Source organism: Acinetobacter sp. YH12255 (assembly GCF_013417355.1).
Taxonomy (GTDB): Bacteria; Pseudomonadota; Gammaproteobacteria; order Pseudomonadales; family Moraxellaceae; genus Acinetobacter; species Acinetobacter pseudolwoffii.
Genome location: NZ_VPEC01000041.1, coordinates 1 through 17,968, shown reverse-complemented (window position 1 = coordinate 17,968; position 17,968 = coordinate 1). Strand labels below are relative to the sequence as shown.

Genomic DNA, 17,968 nt, shown 5'->3' with positions numbered 1-17,968 from the left:
CGCGACTCATGAGTGCTCGGTTATATGCGGGCCAATTGGTTGTGCGGTAGATTTTGTGTGTAGGCTTCTTCATTTGAAAATTATATCGCTGAAAAAGCCTTTACAGATAGGTTTGTGCAACAAAGCCATATCAATATGCTTTTGTCTTCTACAAAGCGTACTGTAATCTGGTGCGGTCCAATTTAATCCGCAAAGTTTAATCAGACTTTGCACAAAGCCAGTGACCATACGTAAAGACAAACGGAATAAGGATTTAATCATTAAGCAGCATTGGATGGCTGCGTCGGAGTAGGTTTGATTTCGCCCTTGTTTGCCTTTTGATGGCGCATACCATTGCGTAGCAGGATCAAACCAAATGGCAATATTTCCGCGACTCATGAGTGCTCGGTTATATGCGGGCCAATTGGTTGTGCGGTAGATTTTCTGTGTAGGCTTATTCATTTGGAAATTATATCGCTGAAAAAGCCTTTACAGATAGGTTTGTGCAACAAAGCCGTTTAGCACTTAAAGCACTTTATCAAACTTCCGAAGTTGAAGCCGTTGCAGGTAATGACGCTGCTGCTGCATTGATTGATGATCAACACGCTTGGTTAATTGGTGCGGAATACAACCTTCCAAATGCAAAAGCTTGGACAGTAAAAGGTCAATATAGTCAAAGTACCACTGAATTCACTACTGCTAAAGCAGATTTTGAAGCTCAACAAATTCTTGTTGGTGCAGACTATGCTTTCTCTAAACAAGTCAAAGCATATGGTTATGCTGGTTATCTAACGCTTGAACAAGGTTCATTAGAGACTAAACAGCCTGTACTTGGCACAGGTCTAGAATACAAGTTCTAATTTTATAACAAGCTAAAAGCGGTGCTTCGGCATCGCTTTTTTTATGCTTAAAACAACAAAACTTAGCAATTTTATGTCTGATCTAATAAGTTTCGGGCTGTTACCATGAATGAAAGTTTCAGCATTTCGTTTTGAAAATTATGCCTATTCAAGCTGTATTATTTGACCTCGACAACACCTTGACCCATCGTGATCTAACGGCCCAAGCTTATAGCTGCTATCTGGCAGAATATTATGCGTCTGCATTTGCACAGGTCGAACCAGAAAAAATTATCGAGATTGTAAGACGCATCGATAATGGCGGTTATCCTAAAAAGGAATTGCTAACGCATGGCAGTATTGGTGCATCGGCAGCTTATGCATTATTACAGGAGCTATCCTGGTTAAATCCACCCAGCATAGATGAGCTGGCACAGTTCTGGTTCAGCCAGTTTGGTCGCTGCGCTGTAGAAATGCCGGATGTCAAGCAGGTGCTAGCGCAGTTAAAATCTCAAGGCTATCAATTGGCAATTGTTTCGAATGGTGGACATGACACCCGTTTAAATACCATTCGAGGTTTGGGCATTGCCGATTATTTCGAGGAAATCATCAGTTCGGGTTTAGTCGGTTTTAGCAAACCACAGCCAGAAATTTTCCAGATTACTGCACAACGTTTAGGCGTCTTGCCTGAACATTGTTTATATATTGGCGATCATCCAATCAATGATATACAAGGGGCAAAAAATGCCGGAATGCATGCCTTGTGGATGCAGGGCTTTCATCCTGATGCCGAAGAAATCCAATATAAAATCCAGCAGCTACCTGAAATTTTCACGCATTTACAACGGCTGAATCAGCTTTAATTCAAGTGATGCGTAAACAATTAATCGCTTCAGCCCACTGTGCTGATTTGCAGCGAGGACATTGTTGTGCAGCTGTGGAGAGGTTTTGAACCTGACCGCAATAAATACAGGCATATAAACGGTCTGCTTTCACCTGCTCCACGATCGAACAGGTTTTAGGAAATAGTGGCAGCCCAGGCCGAACCTCATCCGATTTGAAAAACAGGATACTGAACTTACCGTCTGTTTCCAGTAAACCGGTACGCACCTGACCCAGATGTGCTACGCCTTGCTGGCGCATTTCGGCAAAGAATTCATCATGTGACATTTTGCCTTTTTTAATTTCTTCAATGACCAGCAGGCCATCTTCCACAATATAAATCGGTTTGCCTTCCAGTAGGTCTTCAAACCATTGGTATTTCATCATCAGCCAAGTGGTCAGGCGATACATCAGGATAATCACTGACATCACCAGAACCGCTTGAATCAGGGGAACATCTTCGGTAAACATCGGGTCACCGGCAATTGAGCCCAGGGCGAGAATGATCGCGACTTCAAAGATGGAAAGCTGTCGTACACCACGTTTTCCGGTCAGCCGTAAAAACAGGATAATCATGATATACATGACTATACAACGCAGCAAAATCTCTGATGCAAAGCTCCAAGTCGTATCATGAATAAAGATCGAGACCCAATCCATTAAGCTGTTCCTATAACGCGTTGAGCTGAGTCTAGCAATGCGGTAGGTTTATTTACTGCTGTTTTTATGTAAGCTTTTGAATATAAAATATATTATTGAAAAATAGAGCGAATTTATAATCAGATTTATTTATGAGCTAACTAGAAGTTTCATGTAAATATTGCATAAATATTCATCACTTTAATTGTGATTCAGCTCACACTTTATTCCAAGTTGGTTTAGGACACTAAAATGATTATCTTATTGAAATTTAAATAATAAGTTCTAAATGCTCTATCTTTTCATAGACTTAAGTGTTTGGGAATTTGTAATTGATTCACCAAAATTAAGTAAAAATCTGTAGTTTGTGCTCTGAAAAATGAGGCAGTCATAAGCCTAAAAATTTGTTTTCTAAATGAAAAATTATTGATTACGGTTCTAATAGGGAAAATTATTGTGAAAAAAATATTCACATTTTTAACAGTGCTTGGTTTGAGTACGGCAGGCTATGCAGATGCCAATTGGGGCTATATGCAGCCTGAACAATGGTCGAATTTAAGCCAGAAATATACTGCCTGTGATGGTGCGAATCAGTCGCCAATTAATATTGAGCGGACGGTAAAAGCACAATTGGAACCGCTGAAATTTAGTTATAACAACATGATTCACGCCATTGAAAATAAAGGTCATACCATTCAGGTGGACTTTGCCGAAGGTGGTGAGCTGGAGCTGGATGGGGAGCGTTTTGAACTGAAACAGTTCCATTTGCATAGTCCGAGTGAGAACCTGATTCAAGGTAAAAGTTATCCTTTAGAGATTCATTTTGTCCATGCCAATGCTGATGGTGAGCTGGCAGTGGTTGGCATGATGTTTGAGCAGGGGCAGGACAGCCAGATGCTAAAACAGATGTGGAAACGTTTGCCGAAAAAGCAGGGTGAAAAAGTCGTGTTAAAGACACCACAGCCTGTCAATCAGTTGCTGCCTAAAAATCTGGATTATTATCGCTTTAGTGGCTCGCTGACCACCCCACCTTGTTCAGAGGGTGTGCGCTGGCTCATTTTAAAAGAGATCCAACAGGCTTCAGCCAAACAGATTGGTGAATTTTCCAAATTAATGGGGCATCCGAAGAATCGTCCGGTACAGCCATTAAATGGTCGTGTCATTGTTGAATAATCATTTTGTTTGCGCCATTTGCCTACACATTGATGGCCTGAAAAGGCAATTTAAGGTTGTAGGTGATGGCTCTTTTCAATCTGTTTAATTAACTGATGGCTCGCATCATGAATATACTGGCTATGTTTATTCAGTAAAGCTTGATGCTTGAGCTGTTTCTGGTTTTTAGGCTGTAATAAATGTTGTTGCAGAATTTCCTCGGAATGAAACAGTTCAAATGCCAATTGATTCAGGTTTGGGTCATAAATTTGACTATGTACAAATATATGCAGTTCTTTAGAAAAGACCGGAATCAATTCCAGATATTCAGTTTCTAACGTATGTAAGATATTTTGAGTACTTTGCTGATGTAACTGCATTTGTTCAATGAAGTCAGCACTATAACGGCGAATACGATAAAGTGTCGGCAGCATCGTGACAAAGAATTTTTGTTTTTGCATGTCTTGTAAGGCATTATCACGATTTTGTGCCAAATGATTTAAATATAAGGGCACACTAATGGCGACAAAAATTGCAAACACAGATCCTAGCGCTTGTACCCATGCAGCGAGTTCCTGATTAAAGATTAAATCTGCCTGAGTTGCCATCTGAATCTCCTTTCAGCACAGTCACAAATTAAGTTATTGTTATATTGTTTGATATTAAACAAAATTTATTTGCATAAGGTGTATATTTGTGTCGATAACTGGCATACACCTGTCTCATAAAACCGTTAAACTTAATAATCTGTCCTGCTTATTTTGAATATCATGTCTTTCAATTTAAAAACCATGATTCAGCCATTCACAGCGCTTTCGACACAGCAGAAAAAGCTGGATCGCCTGATTGATAGAATTGCACAGCAGAAGCTTGAGCTGGCACAGTGGCAGCAGGCCGAAGAAGAGATTCGACAATATACACAGCAAACTTTCATACCGGTTTATCATGAATTGCATGGTGTTTTGTTCGCGCAGCTTGAACAGTTATGGCAGCATCTGCATGAGGCAGAATTTTCCAAGGCCGAGATCGTGGTAATGGATGAAAAAATTCAATCCCTGGCGGCTTATTTAAAAGATTCACAGGCAATGTCGGTGCAGGAAGCGCATAAGGTCAATGAAATTGATAGTTACTATCAGCAGCTCAATGAACATATCCAACTCAGAAAAAATCAGAAAAAGACCAATGCACCAGAAGGGTTTTCCGAAGATCAAAATGGTATAGATCAGGCCGACACAGATGTATTTGAAGAATGGGATAGTGAACATTTTCAACAAGTACGTGAGCAAGCCAGATTAAAACGCCAGCAGGAAAAACAGGCGCAGGCAGCAGCGATGGCAGAGCAGTCATTGAAAACCGTGTATTTAAAAATTGCGGCGGCCATTCATCCTGACCGTGAAGCGAATGATGTCAAGAAAATAAAAAAGACAGAGTTGTTGCAACATGCCAATCAGGCTTATGAAAAGCAGGATTTATTTGCTTTATTGAAAATGCAGCTTCAGATTGAACAAGACCGAGATCCTTCACAAAAGAGTTTAACTGCAGAGCAAATCAAGCTTTACCAACTGGCGTTAGATGCGCAGAGTCAGACATTACAAGCTCAAATTGATGCGTTAATTGAGACTTTGGTGTGGTCGCATAAAACCAAAATTGCGGTGAAAAAGACGAAAGGGAAAGTTCAAATTGCTGACTTGTATAAGCAGATTGATGAAGATACTTTGGCCATAAAGCAGCAGATTAAAGTAGAAAAAGAACGCTTGAGATATATCAAGAAGGTGAGTGGCTTAGAGATGTTTTTAAGGCATGGGATGCTTTAATTTAATTAGAATTACCTCTCCCTAGCCCTCACTTGCGCTTCGTTTTAAAGCAGTGCTTTAAAACTTGCTCAGGAGAGGGAACTTCAATATAAAATTCATATTAGTATTAAATCAAATGACGCTCCCTCTCCCTGTGGGATGAGAAGCACTGCTTCGCAAGGGGTGAGGGTAATCTGATATAATTATTTAAAAATAAAAAATAAATCCCAAATGAATAAGAAGCTCGATCCCCAATTATTAGAATTTGCCAAATCCATGCGCCACACCGCCACCGATGCAGAACACCTGATGTGGCAAGTTCTGCGTGCCAAGCGTTTTATGAATCTTAAATTCCGTCGTCAGCATGTGATCAAACCTTATATTGTGGATTTTTACTGTCATGAAATTGGTTTGGCAATTGAGTTGGATGGTGGTCAGCATGGGATAGATGATGCGATTCAATATGATGCTAAACGGACGAGGTTTTTAGAGGCTTTAAGGTTAACGGTTGTAAGGTATTGGAATCATGATGTGTTGAATCGGACGGATGTGGTATTGGAGGATTTGTGGCAGAGGTGTTTTGAATTAAAAAATACCTCTCCCTAACCCTCTCCTGAAAGGAGAGGGAATTCCATTGTGAAATTCATACAGGTATTAAATTAAATGATGCTCCCTCTCCCTTTGGGAGAGGGTCGGGGTGAGGGTAAGAGGAAATAATAAAAATGATTAACCCGAAATTATTAGAATTTGCCAAAAATATGCGTACCAATTCCACAGATGCAGAACATTTGATGTGGCAAGTTTTACGTGCAAGACGATTTATGGATTTAAAATTTAGACGACAACATGTGATTGAACCTTATATTGTTGATTTTTACTGTCATGAAATTGGTTTGGTGATTGAGTTGGATGGTGGTCAGCATGGAATGGATGATGTGATTGAATATGATGCTGAACGTGCAAAGTTTTTAGAGGTTTTGGGTTTAACTGTGGTTCGGTATTGGAATCATGATGTGTTAGGACGGGTGGATGTGGTGTTGGAGGATTTGTGGCAGAGATGTGCTGAATTGAAAAATACCTTTCCCTAATCCTCACTTGCGCTTGATTTTAATGCAGGACTTTAAAGTTTTTTTATAGTGTATAATAATATTGATTTATATAAAAACAATCGTTAGCTTTGTGGATAGAGTTATAGTTTATTATTTTTTAACAATCACGTATTTTTTTTATGTGAATGGAAGAGAAGTTATTGACATGTTTAGGTACCTGAATGATTTAACACCGAAGCATATAAAAGTACCTTTTCAAGTCATAAAAAATTATAAAAGAGAGTCATTTATTTGGCTCATATGTGTAATTTTTTTGGGTCAAATAGGTATTATTTTAAATTATTTTTTACAAATATTTTTTAAAAGTAAAAGTTTAATTGATGGGGTGGTAATTAACTTTTGGTCAGCTTTTAAAGCTGATTTTTTAAATGGTAATTACTATATATTTTCTATTTCATTAATGGCTTCATCTTTATGTGCATTAATGGTGAGCTTTTTGTATGACGAAGCATCTAGATTTAAGTCATTAAAATTTTTTACTATGCTTTTTTTGGGCAGTGGAATTGCAATATGTGCATTAATTCATGCATTAGTTCAGTTGAATTCAGATAATAGAGTTAATCTTTTTATACCTGTTTATATTTTTCAAGGTATTGGATATTTAACTTCAATATTAGTTTCTGTGTATGCAGCTTGTTTATTAAGATTGGATTTTAAAAATAGTATTCATCAGGAATTAGATGATCTTTTTCATCAAAAATCTGATAAAGAATCTGATGACATGATGAATAATGCAGAGAATGCTACACAAGGTCCTGATGGAGAGAAAATGTGAAATTTAAATATTTTACGGTTAATCAACCAATTGGTACATTTTATCTATCAGTTGTTAATGCATCTGAATTAATTGGTGTAACTGATACTCGAGCTAGAACTATACTAGATCAAGATAATATTCAAAGAGAAACAGCACCTGAAAGAATTGCTGCAATAGCAAATTATTGTAATGATCCAGATGCGACATTTCCTACTGCAATTATTATTTCAGTATATGCTAAAAATTTTATAAAAATTAGTGACGAGTACTTAGAGTTTAAAGATGGTGTTTCTATTGGTGAAATAATAGATGGACAACATAGACTACTTGGGATAGAGAAGTCAGGTTTGAGTAAAAAATTTGATTTGCCAGTAGTATTTATGTTTGATCTTGATAGCTATCAAAAAGGATACGTTTTTTCAATCATCAATAGTAAGCAAACGCGGGTTCCTATGTCTAGAATATACGATCTGTTTGCATTGAATCCATATCGTAGTCCATATAAAACATGTCATGATATAGTTAAAACTTTAAATAGAAGTAAAGATTCTCCATTTTATAATCGAATAAAAATGTTAGGAAAAAAGGAATTTGGACAAGATAAAGCATCTTTATCTCAAGCGGCATTCATTAATTATTTATTACCTCTAATTAGTAAAAATCCAGATAAGGATTCAATCGATATTAAAAATAATATTCCTCTTGAATATGATGAGAAGTTGCCATTTAGGAAGTATTTTATTGAAGATAAAGATGAACTAATTTTAAAAGTACTTTTAAACTATTTTAGTGCTATTAGTGAAGTTTTTTATCAACAATGGAATAATCCTGAAGAATATATTTTATCCAAACCTATTGGGTATGGTGCATTATTAAAACACTTACCAGAATATCTGAAACATGGATTTGATCAGAGAGATTTGCGAAAAGAATTTTTTATTGATGAATTTAAGAAATTAAAAAATTATTTAGATTCACCAATTTCAGGCCAGTTAGAAATGACTTCAGAGTTCTTTGGATCTAATGAGCAATCTAGAACAAAATTAGCTAACCTTATTAAAGATGCTATCTTATAATAAATAAAGGGCTAAATAATCAGCCCTTTATACTACAAATTAGATTAAATTATCAACACATTAAAGCGCCGCAATCTGCTCCATATTCGCTTTAATCTTCGCTAACTGGTCAGAAAACTCAGCAAGTTTTACCTTCTCGCCTTCAACCACAGCAGCAGGTGCTTTCGCTACAAAACCTTCGTTAGAAAGTTTAGTTGCAATTTGGTCATGCTGTTTTTGAACCTTGTCTAAGTCTTTTTGTAGACGACCCAATTCCGCTTTAGGGTCAATTAAACCCTTCATTGGAACGAATACAGACACATGACCTACAACACTTGATGAAGATAATGGTGGTTGTTCGCTGTCGCCTAAGAAGGTAATGCTTTCAACTTTCGCCAATGCTTTAAACAACGGTTCAATACGTGCGATCTGTGCTTTTTCAGCATCAGTGGTGTTTTGAAGCAGAACAGGCAACAAACGCGCATTACCTAGACCCATTTCACCACGAATGTTACGTACCGCACCAATCAAACCTTGCAGCCACTGCATATCAGCTTCAGCTTGATCATTGATGAGCGCTTGGTCAGCAACAGGGTACTGAGCCAACATGATTGTTTCGCCAGAAATGTTCAGTTTCGGCGCAAGCGTTTGCCAAATTTCTTCTGTCAAGTAAGGCATCAACGGATGTGCCAAACGTAAAGACGCTTCCATCACAGCAAGAAGAACACGGCGGATTTCAGCTTTACGTTCTACCGAGATATTTTCATCATTCAGAACAGGCTTAGTCAGCTCGACATACCAGTCACAGTATTCATTCCAAATGAACTCGTAAATCGCTTGTGCAGCCAAGTCTAAACGATACGTTGCAAATGCTGTTTGCACTGCTTGTTCTGCTTTTTGTAGACGGCTTACAATCCACTGTTCAGGCAATTCCCAAAGGTCTTGACGAACTTCTTGACCAATCACTTGTTCTTCGCAGTTCATCATCACGAAACGGGTTGCGTTCCAGATTTTGTTGGCAAAGTTACGGTAGCCTTCAACACGCTTCATGTCGAACTTGATGTCACGACCGGTGTTCGCAAGCGCACAGAATGTGAAACGAACCGCATCTGTACCGTAAGATTGAATCCCTTCAGGGAATTCTTTACGAGTCGATTTTTCAATCTTCGCTGCTTGTTTCGGGTTCATCAAACCTGTGGTACGTTTTTGTACCAAAGTTTCAAGATCAACACCGTCAATCAAGTCTAATGGGTCAAGCACGTTACCCTTAGATTTAGACATTTTCTGACCTTCGCCATCACGTACCAAACCGTGTACATACACAGTTTTAAACGGTACTTGTGGTGTGCCATCTTCATTCTTCATGAAGTGCATGGTCATCATGATCATGCGGGCAACCCAGAAGAAGATGATGTCAAAACCAGTCACAAGTACATCAGTCGGGTGGAAAGTATTTAAGAAATAGTTTTCTTTATCTTTGGCTTCATCGCCAGTCCAACCTAAAGTTGAGAACGTCCAAAGACCCGATGAGAACCATGTATCGAGTACGTCTTCGTCTTGGTCTAATTGAACATCGGCAGGGATATTGTTTTTCGCACGAACTTCAGCTTCGTCACGACCTACATAAACATTACCATCTACATCGTACCAAGCAGGAATGCGGTGACCCCACCACAATTGACGCGAGATACACCAGTCTTGGATGTTGTTCATCCAGGCCATGTACATGTTGCTGTATTGCTCAGGAACGAATTTAATCTCGCCATCTTTCACCGCTTTAATTGCAGGCTCAGCAAGCGGTGCAATTTTCACATACCATTGATCCGTCAGTAACGGCTCAACGATGACCCCTGAACGGTCACCGCGAGGTGGTTTAAGCGTATACGGTTGGATTTGCTCTAACCAGCCTTCAGCTTCAGCTTGTTCAACTAATTTTTTACGTGCTTCAAAACGATCTAAGCCCACATATTCCGCAGGTGCAGGGATGGTTTTAGAAATTTGCTCGCCCGCTTTCGCGATGTATTCAAACTCAGCCAACACTTCAGCATTTTTGTTGAAGATGTTGATGATTGGCAATTCGCAGCGTTTACCCACTTCATAGTCATTGAAATCATGCGCAGGGGTGATTTTTACACAGCCTGTACCAAATTCTTTGTCAACATATTCATCTTTAACAATTGCCACGCTACGACCGGTAATCGGCAGGATGATGTTTTTGCCGACAAGATGCGCATAACGCTCATCATCCAGGGCAACTGCAATGGCAGTATCACCGAGCAGGGTTTCAGGACGGGTGGTTGCGACCACGATATAATCTTTGCCATCGTGCGTGCGCAATGATTTATCTTCAAAGAAATATTTCAGATGCCACAATGAACCTGCTTCTTCTTTATCAGACTCAACTTCTAAGTCAGAAAGCGCCGTTTGTAATTTTGGATCCCAGTTAACAAGGCGTTTACCACGGTAGATCAAACCTTGTTCATGCAGTTTTACAAATACCTCTTTGACCGCATTGGATAGACCATCATCCATAGTGAAGCGTTCACGTGACCAGTCTACAGAAGAACCCAAACGACGGATTTGACGGGTAATATTACCGCCAGACTGTTCTTTCCATTCCCAGACTTTTTCGATGAACTTTTCACGGCCCAAGTCATGACGGCTAATGCCTTCTGCACCAAGCTGACGTTCTACCACCATTTGGGTGGCAATACCGGCGTGGTCAGTACCCGGTTGCCAAAGCGTATTTTTACCTGACATACGGTTATAACGGGTCAATGCATCCATGATGGCATTGTTAAAACCATGACCCATGTGCAAGTTACCAGTGACGTTTGGCGGCGGAATCATGATGCAGAATGATTCGCCTTTTTCAGAGGGCTTGAAGTAGCCGCGCTCTTCCCAAGTTTGGTACCATTTTTTCTCGATCTCGGTCGGATCGTAGGTTGTCGCGATATTTTGCGCTGAATCAGTCATAGTCTAAACAGATCAAAAGTAGATGAAAAATTGGATCTATTGTAGCAAAAAAAATAGTGGATGCGGCAGCTTAACCAAATGCAAACTTTAGACAATTGGCATGCAGAGCAACTCGTCGTATGATGCAAAGATAAAAAACGCGACTCATCGCAGAAGATTAAAAAGGATAACAAGATGAGCTATAGCATTTCCCTGAAGATCCAGCCTGAAACCCATCAGCGCTTTATCGACCTTCATTCTAGATTAAATGCCGGTGATCCAGACAGTCTGGCTAAACCGCTCGGTGAAAATCTGGCCGATATGGCCTGTGAAATTATTGACCAGATTTTTGGTCAGATGGTGCAGATCGCGAAATCTCCCGACAGTGAATCTGAAAAAGTGATTCAGCACATTATTGAGACGACACGTAAATATATGCCTTGGTCGGTTTCCTTATTTGGCAATGAACGGCTCATGCCCATGGTGAATTATCTGCATCGCATGACCTATACGCATGACGGCGATGTTTTTGTGCGTTATCCGGTGGAAAAGATGCTGGTGATGGAGTTACTGGGTTGTGTGGATCAGATGAAAACCGGCAATCATCAATATGTCTCGCCGGCACTCAAAGCCTTTACCCAGGTCGTTGATCAGGGCGTGACCTGTTTGATCCGTGAACCGAAAAACCTGTTGAAGTTTAATGTTGTGGTCGATAAAACCTTAAATGGGGTGATTCACCTAACCACCCAGCTCGGCTATAAACGTTTTGACAAGCTCGGTAGCATCTATGATGCTGATACGATGCGTTATTATTTCGAGCATTTACTGGCATTTCTGGAAGATGAAAGGCCGCACCATATTTATTAAAACAAAGGAAACAGGATTTCATGGCGAAAGTTGAAAGTTTAAATGGAAAAGTGGTCTGGATTACTGGCGCATCTTCAGGGATTGGCAAGGCGATTGCACAGCAATGTGCCGCACAGGGAGCGCAGGTGGTATTGACTGCGCGCCGTCATGAAGAACTGGAAAATGTGCGCCAAAGCCTGATCAATCCGGATCAGCATATTTCCATCACGGCTGATATCACCGATGAAAGTCAGGTTCGCCATGCCTATGAGCAGGTTGTGCAACAAAAAGGCCGGATTGACTGGCTGATCAATAATGCCGGACTCAGTCAGCGTGCCCTGATTGCAGAAACCACCATGCAGACTGAACGCGCCATTATGGAAGTCGATTATTTCTCGCAGGTATTTTTGACCAAAACCGTACTGCCAACTTTTCTGGCACAAAAAACCGGCCGTATCGTGTTTATTTCCAGTGTTGCAGGTTTGCTCGGTACACAATATCGCGCGTCTTATTCCGCAGCCAAAGCAGCAATTCATATGTGGGCCAACAGCCTGCGTGCTGAAGTGGCAGATCAGGGGATTGGCGTATCGGTGATTTTCCCCGGTTTTGTTAAAACCAATGTGTCCCTGAACGCTTTAAATGGTCAAGGGAAGCCGCAAGGGCATGCAGATGAAGCGATTGAAAATGGTCTGTCCGCAGAAGATTTTGCCCGTCAAACTGTACAAGCTTTGCAGAGCGGCGAAGAATATATCGTGATTGGCGGCAAGAAAGAAAAACTCGGGGTACTGGTGTCGCGTATTTCGCCAAAAGTCCTGTACAAGATGATTCGCAGAACCAAGGTGAAATAGATCATCCAGACTCAATAAAAAGGGCAGTATTGCCCTTTTTTGATCGCTCTTAAAAAGAAAATTATGAACAAACCTACAATTTAATTTCTGGAGGAGCTGACGCAAAGTGTGCACAACCCATCACACAGATATGCAGAAAATTACCTTTTCACTCTGGTACTTAAGTCAAAAACCGCTATGTTAGTTAAAAATAATAGTGAATTGGAATACGCTCATTCGATGAAAACACCGGTGCCAGATTATCTCAAGCATGTTTTAAGCTCCTGCCAAGACAATGATAAAGGGGCCTTGGCCGACTATATTCCTGAGCTGGCAGCAGTCGATCCAGAGAAGTTTGCTTTGGCACTCTCCACCGTAGATGGCACGATCTATTCCACCGGTGATGACGAGGTTGAGTTCACCATGCAGTCCATGTCCAAGCCTTTTGCCTATGCCTTGGCCTTGCAGAAAGTCGGCCTGACCAAGGTCATGGAAAAAGTGGGCGTGGAACCTTCGGGCGAGGCCTTTAACCAGATTTCACTGGAGAAAGACACCAATATTCCGAAAAATCCGATGATCAATTCGGGTGCCATTACTGCCCATTCCCTGATTCCCTATAAACGCACAGTATCCCGGGCGGAACAGTTGCGCCGTTTTTTAAGCGGTTTGGCTGGACGTGAACTGAGTTTTGATACCGATGTATATACCTCTGAACTGAAAACGGCGTTTCGTAACAGATCCTTGGGTTATATGCTGCGTACAGTAGGAGTATTGGAAGAAGATCCAGAAGCGATTGTCAATGGTTATATCAAGCAATGTTCAATCAAGGTGACGGTCAAAGACCTGGCGATGATTGCCGGGGTACTCGCCAACGGTGGGATTCAGCCGCAGACCGGTAAAAAATTATTGGATCGTTCTGTGGTGCGGCAAGTCCTGAGCGTGATGCTCACTTGCGGGATGTATGATGCTGCCGGTGACTGGCTGACCACGGTGGGCATTCCGGCAAAAAGTGGGGTCGCAGGCGGCATTATTGGCGTATTGCCTGGACAGGTGGGCATCGCCGTATTTTCTCCACGAATTGATGAACATGGGCATAGCGCGCGTGGGGTCGATATCTTTGAACGTATATCCCGGGAAATGGGGCTACATTTAATGGAAGGAACGCCGTCGGCACAAACCATTTTACAAAACCGTTATCTCACTGGAAAACGCGATCATGTGGTGGTGTATGAACTGCGTGGCGTATTGCAGTTTACTGAATCGGAAATGCTGCTGCGTATTTTGGAAGATGAACCGGAAGGCAAAAAACGAATTGTACTGGATCTGACCAATTTGACCCTAATTCATAATGTCGGCGCCCGCATGTTATTTGAAGGCGTGGCGCGTTTGAAAAAGGATGGTCATCCTGTTGTGGTGGTTGACTCGGAAGGGATTTTGAGTGAAGCACAGATGAAGGGTAATAAAAGAGTCGTGGTCAAAGAAAACCTGAACAAGTATCTAGAAAAATTTCAATAGACGCTTTTTCTGCTGTCTTGCTTGAGCACCAGCTGTATACCCGGAAATAAAAAAAGCCCCGATGATTCGAGGCTTTTTTAATAAATGATTTATTTAATATGTGCTGCAATGTCGCTAAAGATCACACCTAAACCATGTGCACCGGCATCCGGATAGCCTAAGCTACGGTCACCGACCGTACCGGCACGGCCCATACGTGCTACAATCTCTTGAGTCGATTCTGCACCTTTTACCGCAGCCGCTGCACCCAAGACAAAGTTTTCTTTAAAAGTCTTGCCGGTATTGGCAGACCATGAATCTGCACATGGTACTAGGGCATCAATCAGGGTTTTATCCCCCACCACGGCACCACGACCAAATGAACGCTCACCGGTCACTTGAATGCCTTTGACTGCCGCCTGCAACATTTCAGCAAAGTCAGCGACAGTTAAACTGGTTTTATCTTGAATGGCCTTACTCGCGGCACGGAAGGCTGAACCCCAGATTGGACCTGATGCGCCGCCACAGTATTCCATAATGATCATTGAGCAGTTCAGCATGAATTCATCCATATGCTGTGCTTGAATCAGACTTTGCCATTCACGTTTTAGCTGTTTAAAGCCTTTGGCCACGCTCATGCCGAAATCACCATCGCCGGCATGCGCATCTAGCTCGCAGAAAGGCACTTCATTTTTAATAATGCAAGCCGCCATGACATCGACGACATAACGCATATTCTCAATCGTGAATTGCTCATTGCTGATTATTGCATGTTCAGGTTGGGTTTCAACTTCGGTATTGGCGCTGCGTTCAGCTGCTGCATTTTTTGCTGCAAATTCAAAAGGTAGTGCAGGTGAACCATCCGTTTTAAATGCAGGGGTATTGGCTTCTGCATCTAAATAGGTTTTCAGTTCAGCATCCAGAGCAAGTAAAGATACCGATGCACCGTTCATGTCGATACTGGTCATGTAGTTACCGACAAAAGTACGATAAATTTTGATGCCTTTACGTGCCAAATGTTCGCAAACATCGTTGTTAAAGACATACAGCTCCTGCATTGGCGTTGAACCAAAACCATTGACCAATACCGCTACTTCAGTCAGGTCAGGACGGTCAAGAAACAGGTCATCAACAATACGTTGAGCCAGTTCTTTTGATGGCAATATTTTTTCACGACGAATTCCCGGTTCACCGTGGATGCCTACGCCGTATTCCATTTCATCATCGGCAAGAGTAAAGGTTGGAGTGCCCTTGGCAGGAACGGTACATGAGCTATAAGCAAAACCAAGACTAATGACATTGTCCGCAGCTTTTTGAGCCACAGCTTTGACTTCAGGAAGTTCTAAGCCTTTTGATGCTGCAGCACCGGCAATTTTATGTACCAATACTGTACCGGCAACACCACGACGACCGACAGTATATAAGCTGTCTTTGACTGCAATGTCATCTGCTACTTTGACGTAATCCACGTTAATGCCGTCATCTGTTGCAAGCGCTGCACCATTCTGGAAATTCATCATATCGCCAGAATAGTTTTTAATGATCATCAGCACGCCTTTGTCTGTTGCGACATGCTGCAGGGCTTTATAGACCTGAATTTGTGAAGGTGATGCAAATACATCACCACAAACGGCTGCGTCTAACATACCTGCGCCGACAAAGCCTGCATGTGCCGGCTCGTGACCGCTGCCGCCACCACTGATCAGTGCGACATTATTATGTTTTGCTTTTCTTGAAATGATTTTGTGTGACTCGGTAAATGCGAGTTCTGGATGAGCGAGGACAAAGCCTTTGCACATTTCGACAACCAGGTTTTCAGGGTTGTTGATGAGTTTTTTCATTGGAACACCAAGAGTGATTGATTTGGGAGATAAATTTATTGCTCTATTATTATAGAAAGTAATGATTTTTGCAGAGTTAAAAATGTAAAAGCGGATGATTTGGGGTTGGGTGGTTAGAAAAGGGGCGGTTTTTGATGTATATTTATTTTTAAAAGAATCCCCCTAAATCCCCCTTTGATAAAGGGGGACTTACGCGAATTTGATTGCGGTTTTCGATTCGTGGTATCCCTCCCTTTTTTAAAGGTGAGCCATGTATGGCGCAAGAGGAGGGATTATTAAAAGAGAATAAAAAATGAAACCCTACAATAAAAACTTAAAACAAGCCTCGCGTGATTTACGCAACAACATGACCGATGCTGAAAAGTTGTTATGGTCACGACTTCGTAATAAGCAAATTTTAGGTTTGCAGTTCTATCGGCAAAAACCAATTTTAAATTACATCGTTGATTTTTACTGTCATGCTGCCAATTTAGTGATTGAATGTGATGGTAGTCAACACTTTACGGAAGATGGGTTAGAAACAGATCGCATTCGAGATGAAGCTCTGGCTCAACTTGGATTGAAAGTGTTGAGATTTGATAATGGGCAGGTGATGGGGCGGATTGATGATGTGGTGGAAACGATTTATCAGTGTTGTCTGAAAGAGCTTTCATAAAAATCTCCCTAGATCCCTCTTTGGAAAAGAGGGACTTCGCGCGAATTTGATTGCGGTTGTGGATTTGGCTAGTTCCTCCCTTTTTAAATGGGAAGCTAGGAGGGGGGCTTTATGCAGAATGATAGTTCACAAGTGGGTTTAACTGAATGAGTGAATTTTTCATATTGAACCGTACCGGGTTTGTCGGAGACTTTTTTATTTAAGTTAGGCCACCTGACCTAACGGGTTAATCTTATCATAGTACATTGCTTCAAACTCAAAAGGCGACTTGTAACCCAGTGCACTGTGTACACGCTTTTTATTGAACCAATCTACCCAGTTTAGTGTCGCAAGTTGTACATCTGCTAAACCTTGCCAATCTGCTTTTAGATATTCAATCACCTCTGTTTTGTATAAGCCATTCACCGTTTCAGCCAAAGCATTATCGTATGAATCACCAGTCGTACCGACTGATGCTCGTAAATTTGCTGCTTCTAAACGATTGGTATAGCGAATGGAAAGATATTGCACACCTCTGTCGGAATGATGAATCACATTCTTTGGCATGCCTCGATCATGCAATGCTTGCTCCAATGCATCGAGCACCATATCTGTATTCATCCGTGTCGATACTTTCCATCCAACAATTGCTCGTGAGAACACATCAATAATAAAGGCGGTATAGACCCAGCCTGAATTTGTTTGAATATAGGTAAAGTCAGCAACCCACAAGTGATTAGACTGATCAGCTCTAAAATTCCGTTTCACTAAATCATCTGCTCGTTTTTGGTCATCTCGGCTACGGGTGGTTTGTTTGTTCTTACCTCGCCAAACACCTTGTATACCTAGCTTTTTCATTAATCGAGCAACAGTACAGCGTGCAATAATATAGCCTTCACGTTTCAGTTTTTGCCAGACTTTACGTACACCATATTGACCTGAACTTTCCTTCCAAATTCGTTTAATCTCCTCAGCATGATGCAAGTCATGTAAATCTTGCTTTGCTCGATGTTCTGGATTTTCGCAGAGATCTAGGGTCCGGTAATAGGTTGAAGCTGCGATCGGTAAAATCCTACAAATCGCATCAACACCATATAAGTCTTTATTGTTATGGATGAAATCCACCATTATTTGTGTGGGCGGTCGAGCTCCGCCTGGGCGAAAAA

16 protein-coding genes, 2 pseudogenes and 1 other annotated feature are annotated in these 17,968 nt (G+C 41.2%); of the genes and pseudogenes, 12 read left to right on the top strand and 6 right to left on the bottom strand.

The genetic code is table 11. From position 1 onward, the window contains the following. Positions 1 to 96: 96 nt before the first annotated feature. Positions 97 to 441 (bottom strand): annotated as a pseudogene (locus FTV30_RS13390) (transposase); the annotation flags it as partial. Positions 442 to 497: 56 nt separating this feature from the next. On the opposite strand from FTV30_RS13390, the pseudogene FTV30_RS13385 reads away from it, so the two are divergent. Further along, positions 498 to 839 (top strand): annotated as a pseudogene (locus FTV30_RS13385) (porin); the annotation flags it as partial. A gap of 140 nt (positions 840 to 979) precedes the next feature. Next, positions 980 to 1,681, top strand: coding sequence for an HAD family hydrolase (locus tag FTV30_RS13380; protein WP_180001762.1), 702 nt, complete (start codon positions 980 to 982; stop codon positions 1,679 to 1,681). A 1-nt stretch (position 1,682) separates the two neighbouring features. Here the strand turns inward: FTV30_RS13380 and FTV30_RS13375 are convergent, their stop codons facing one another. Continuing rightward, positions 1,683 to 2,360, bottom strand: coding sequence for a DUF421 domain-containing protein (locus FTV30_RS13375; RefSeq protein WP_180001761.1), 678 nt, complete (start codon positions 2,358 to 2,360; stop codon positions 1,683 to 1,685). A 435-nt stretch (positions 2,361 to 2,795) separates the two neighbouring features. Here FTV30_RS13375 and FTV30_RS13370 point away from each other — a divergent pair, with 435 nt between their 5' ends. Beyond that, on the top strand, positions 2,796 to 3,512 hold the full coding sequence (locus FTV30_RS13370) for a carbonic anhydrase family protein (protein WP_180001760.1): 717 nt from the start codon (positions 2,796 to 2,798) through the stop codon (positions 3,510 to 3,512). A gap of 50 nt (positions 3,513 to 3,562) precedes the next feature. Here FTV30_RS13370 and FTV30_RS13365 read toward each other — a convergent pair whose 3' ends face one another. Beyond that, positions 3,563 to 4,099, bottom strand: coding sequence for a hypothetical protein (locus tag FTV30_RS13365; RefSeq protein WP_005096213.1), 537 nt, complete (start codon positions 4,097 to 4,099; stop codon positions 3,563 to 3,565). 162 nt (positions 4,100 to 4,261) lie between these two features. Here FTV30_RS13365 and FTV30_RS13360 point away from each other — a divergent pair, with 162 nt between their 5' ends. The 5 genes from FTV30_RS13360 to FTV30_RS13340 all read left to right on the top strand — a co-directional run bounded on the left by FTV30_RS13360 (position 4,262) and on the right by FTV30_RS13340 (position 8,226). Beyond that, positions 4,262 to 5,305: a molecular chaperone DnaJ gene (locus FTV30_RS13360; protein ID WP_180001759.1), complete on the top strand. Its 1,044-nt coding sequence runs from the start codon at positions 4,262 to 4,264 to the stop codon at positions 5,303 to 5,305. A gap of 210 nt (positions 5,306 to 5,515) precedes the next feature. Beyond that, the gene (locus tag FTV30_RS13355; protein WP_100355304.1) at positions 5,516 to 5,890 is read left to right on the top strand and encodes an endonuclease domain-containing protein; all 375 of its coding nucleotides are present in this window, start codon (positions 5,516 to 5,518) and stop codon (positions 5,888 to 5,890) included. 116 nt (positions 5,891 to 6,006) lie between these two features. Beyond that, positions 6,007 to 6,372, top strand: coding sequence for an endonuclease domain-containing protein (locus FTV30_RS13350; protein ID WP_100355303.1), 366 nt, complete (start codon positions 6,007 to 6,009; stop codon positions 6,370 to 6,372). A 274-nt stretch (positions 6,373 to 6,646) separates the two neighbouring features. Continuing rightward, on the top strand, positions 6,647 to 7,168 hold the full coding sequence (locus FTV30_RS13345; RefSeq protein ID WP_180001758.1) for a hypothetical protein: 522 nt from the start codon (positions 6,647 to 6,649) through the stop codon (positions 7,166 to 7,168). Further along, entirely contained in the window at positions 7,165 to 8,226 is a 1,062-nt protein-coding gene (locus FTV30_RS13340; RefSeq protein ID WP_100355301.1) for a DGQHR domain-containing protein, read from the top strand. Before FTV30_RS13345 ends, FTV30_RS13340 begins: the two co-directional genes overlap by 4 nt. Positions 8,227 to 8,286: 60 nt before the next feature. Here the strand turns inward: FTV30_RS13340 and FTV30_RS13335 are convergent, their stop codons facing one another. Beyond that, positions 8,287 to 11,181 carry a valine--tRNA ligase gene (locus tag FTV30_RS13335; RefSeq protein ID WP_180001757.1) on the bottom strand — a complete coding sequence of 965 codons (2,895 nt, stop codon included), beginning with the start codon at positions 11,179 to 11,181 and terminating at the stop codon, positions 8,287 to 8,289. Between the two features lie 174 nt (positions 11,182 to 11,355). Between FTV30_RS13335 and FTV30_RS13330 the strand changes: the two genes are divergently transcribed. The 3 genes from FTV30_RS13330 (at position 11,356) to FTV30_RS13320 (ending at position 14,348) form a co-directional block, all read left to right on the top strand. Beyond that, positions 11,356 to 12,027, top strand: a complete 672-nt coding sequence (locus FTV30_RS13330; protein WP_005172058.1) for a hypothetical protein — start codon at positions 11,356 to 11,358, stop codon at positions 12,025 to 12,027. Positions 12,028 to 12,047: 20 nt separating this feature from the next. Then, positions 12,048 to 12,854 carry an SDR family oxidoreductase gene (locus FTV30_RS13325; protein WP_180001756.1) on the top strand — a complete coding sequence of 269 codons (807 nt, stop codon included), beginning with the start codon at positions 12,048 to 12,050 and terminating at the stop codon, positions 12,852 to 12,854. A 219-nt stretch (positions 12,855 to 13,073) separates the two neighbouring features. Continuing rightward, a complete protein-coding gene (locus FTV30_RS13320) occupies positions 13,074 to 14,348 on the top strand; it encodes a glutaminase (protein ID WP_034608631.1) in 1,275 nt (424 codons plus the stop codon). A gap of 89 nt (positions 14,349 to 14,437) precedes the next feature. Here the strand turns inward: FTV30_RS13320 and dhaK are convergent, their stop codons facing one another. Beyond that, positions 14,438 to 16,168, bottom strand: coding sequence for a dihydroxyacetone kinase subunit DhaK (gene dhaK, locus FTV30_RS13315; protein ID WP_180001755.1), 1,731 nt, complete (start codon positions 16,166 to 16,168; stop codon positions 14,438 to 14,440). A 292-nt stretch (positions 16,169 to 16,460) separates the two neighbouring features. Between dhaK and FTV30_RS13310 the strand changes: the two genes are divergently transcribed. Further along, complete coding sequence (locus FTV30_RS13310; RefSeq protein ID WP_180001754.1) at positions 16,461 to 16,823, top strand: endonuclease domain-containing protein; 363 nt, start codon at positions 16,461 to 16,463, stop codon at positions 16,821 to 16,823. A gap of 204 nt (positions 16,824 to 17,027) precedes the next feature. Here the strand turns inward: FTV30_RS13310 and FTV30_RS13305 are convergent. After that, positions 17,028 to 17,968 (bottom strand): IS3 family transposase (locus FTV30_RS13305; RefSeq protein WP_180001753.1); only part of this gene is annotated, 941 nt, incomplete at its 5' end. Beyond that, positions 17,856 to 17,968: a sequence feature (AL1L pseudoknot), on the bottom strand. This feature is flagged as partial in the annotation. Its footprint overlaps the gene before it by 113 nt.

Coding starts and splice junctions, on each gene's coding strand:
- FTV30_RS13380 (WP_180001762.1), top strand. CDS start 980: ATGCCTATTCAAGCTGTATTATTTGACCTCGACAACACCTTGACCCAT.
- FTV30_RS13375 (WP_180001761.1), bottom strand. CDS start 2,360: ATGGATTGGGTCTCGATCTTTATTCATGATACGACTTGGAGCTTTGCA.
- FTV30_RS13365 (WP_005096213.1), bottom strand. CDS start 4,099: ATGGCAACTCAGGCAGATTTAATCTTTAATCAGGAACTCGCTGCATGG.
- FTV30_RS13360 (WP_180001759.1), top strand. CDS start 4,262: ATGTCTTTCAATTTAAAAACCATGATTCAGCCATTCACAGCGCTTTCG.
- FTV30_RS13355 (WP_100355304.1), top strand. CDS start 5,516: ATGAATAAGAAGCTCGATCCCCAATTATTAGAATTTGCCAAATCCATG.
- FTV30_RS13350 (WP_100355303.1), top strand. CDS start 6,007: ATGATTAACCCGAAATTATTAGAATTTGCCAAAAATATGCGTACCAAT.
- FTV30_RS13335 (WP_180001757.1), bottom strand. CDS start 11,181: ATGACTGATTCAGCGCAAAATATCGCGACAACCTACGATCCGACCGAG.
- FTV30_RS13330 (WP_005172058.1), top strand. CDS start 11,356: ATGAGCTATAGCATTTCCCTGAAGATCCAGCCTGAAACCCATCAGCGC.
- FTV30_RS13325 (WP_180001756.1), top strand. CDS start 12,048: ATGGCGAAAGTTGAAAGTTTAAATGGAAAAGTGGTCTGGATTACTGGC.
- FTV30_RS13320 (WP_034608631.1), top strand. CDS start 13,074: ATGAAAACACCGGTGCCAGATTATCTCAAGCATGTTTTAAGCTCCTGC.
- dhaK (WP_180001755.1), bottom strand. CDS start 16,168: ATGAAAAAACTCATCAACAACCCTGAAAACCTGGTTGTCGAAATGTGC.
- FTV30_RS13310 (WP_180001754.1), top strand. CDS start 16,461: ATGAAACCCTACAATAAAAACTTAAAACAAGCCTCGCGTGATTTACGC.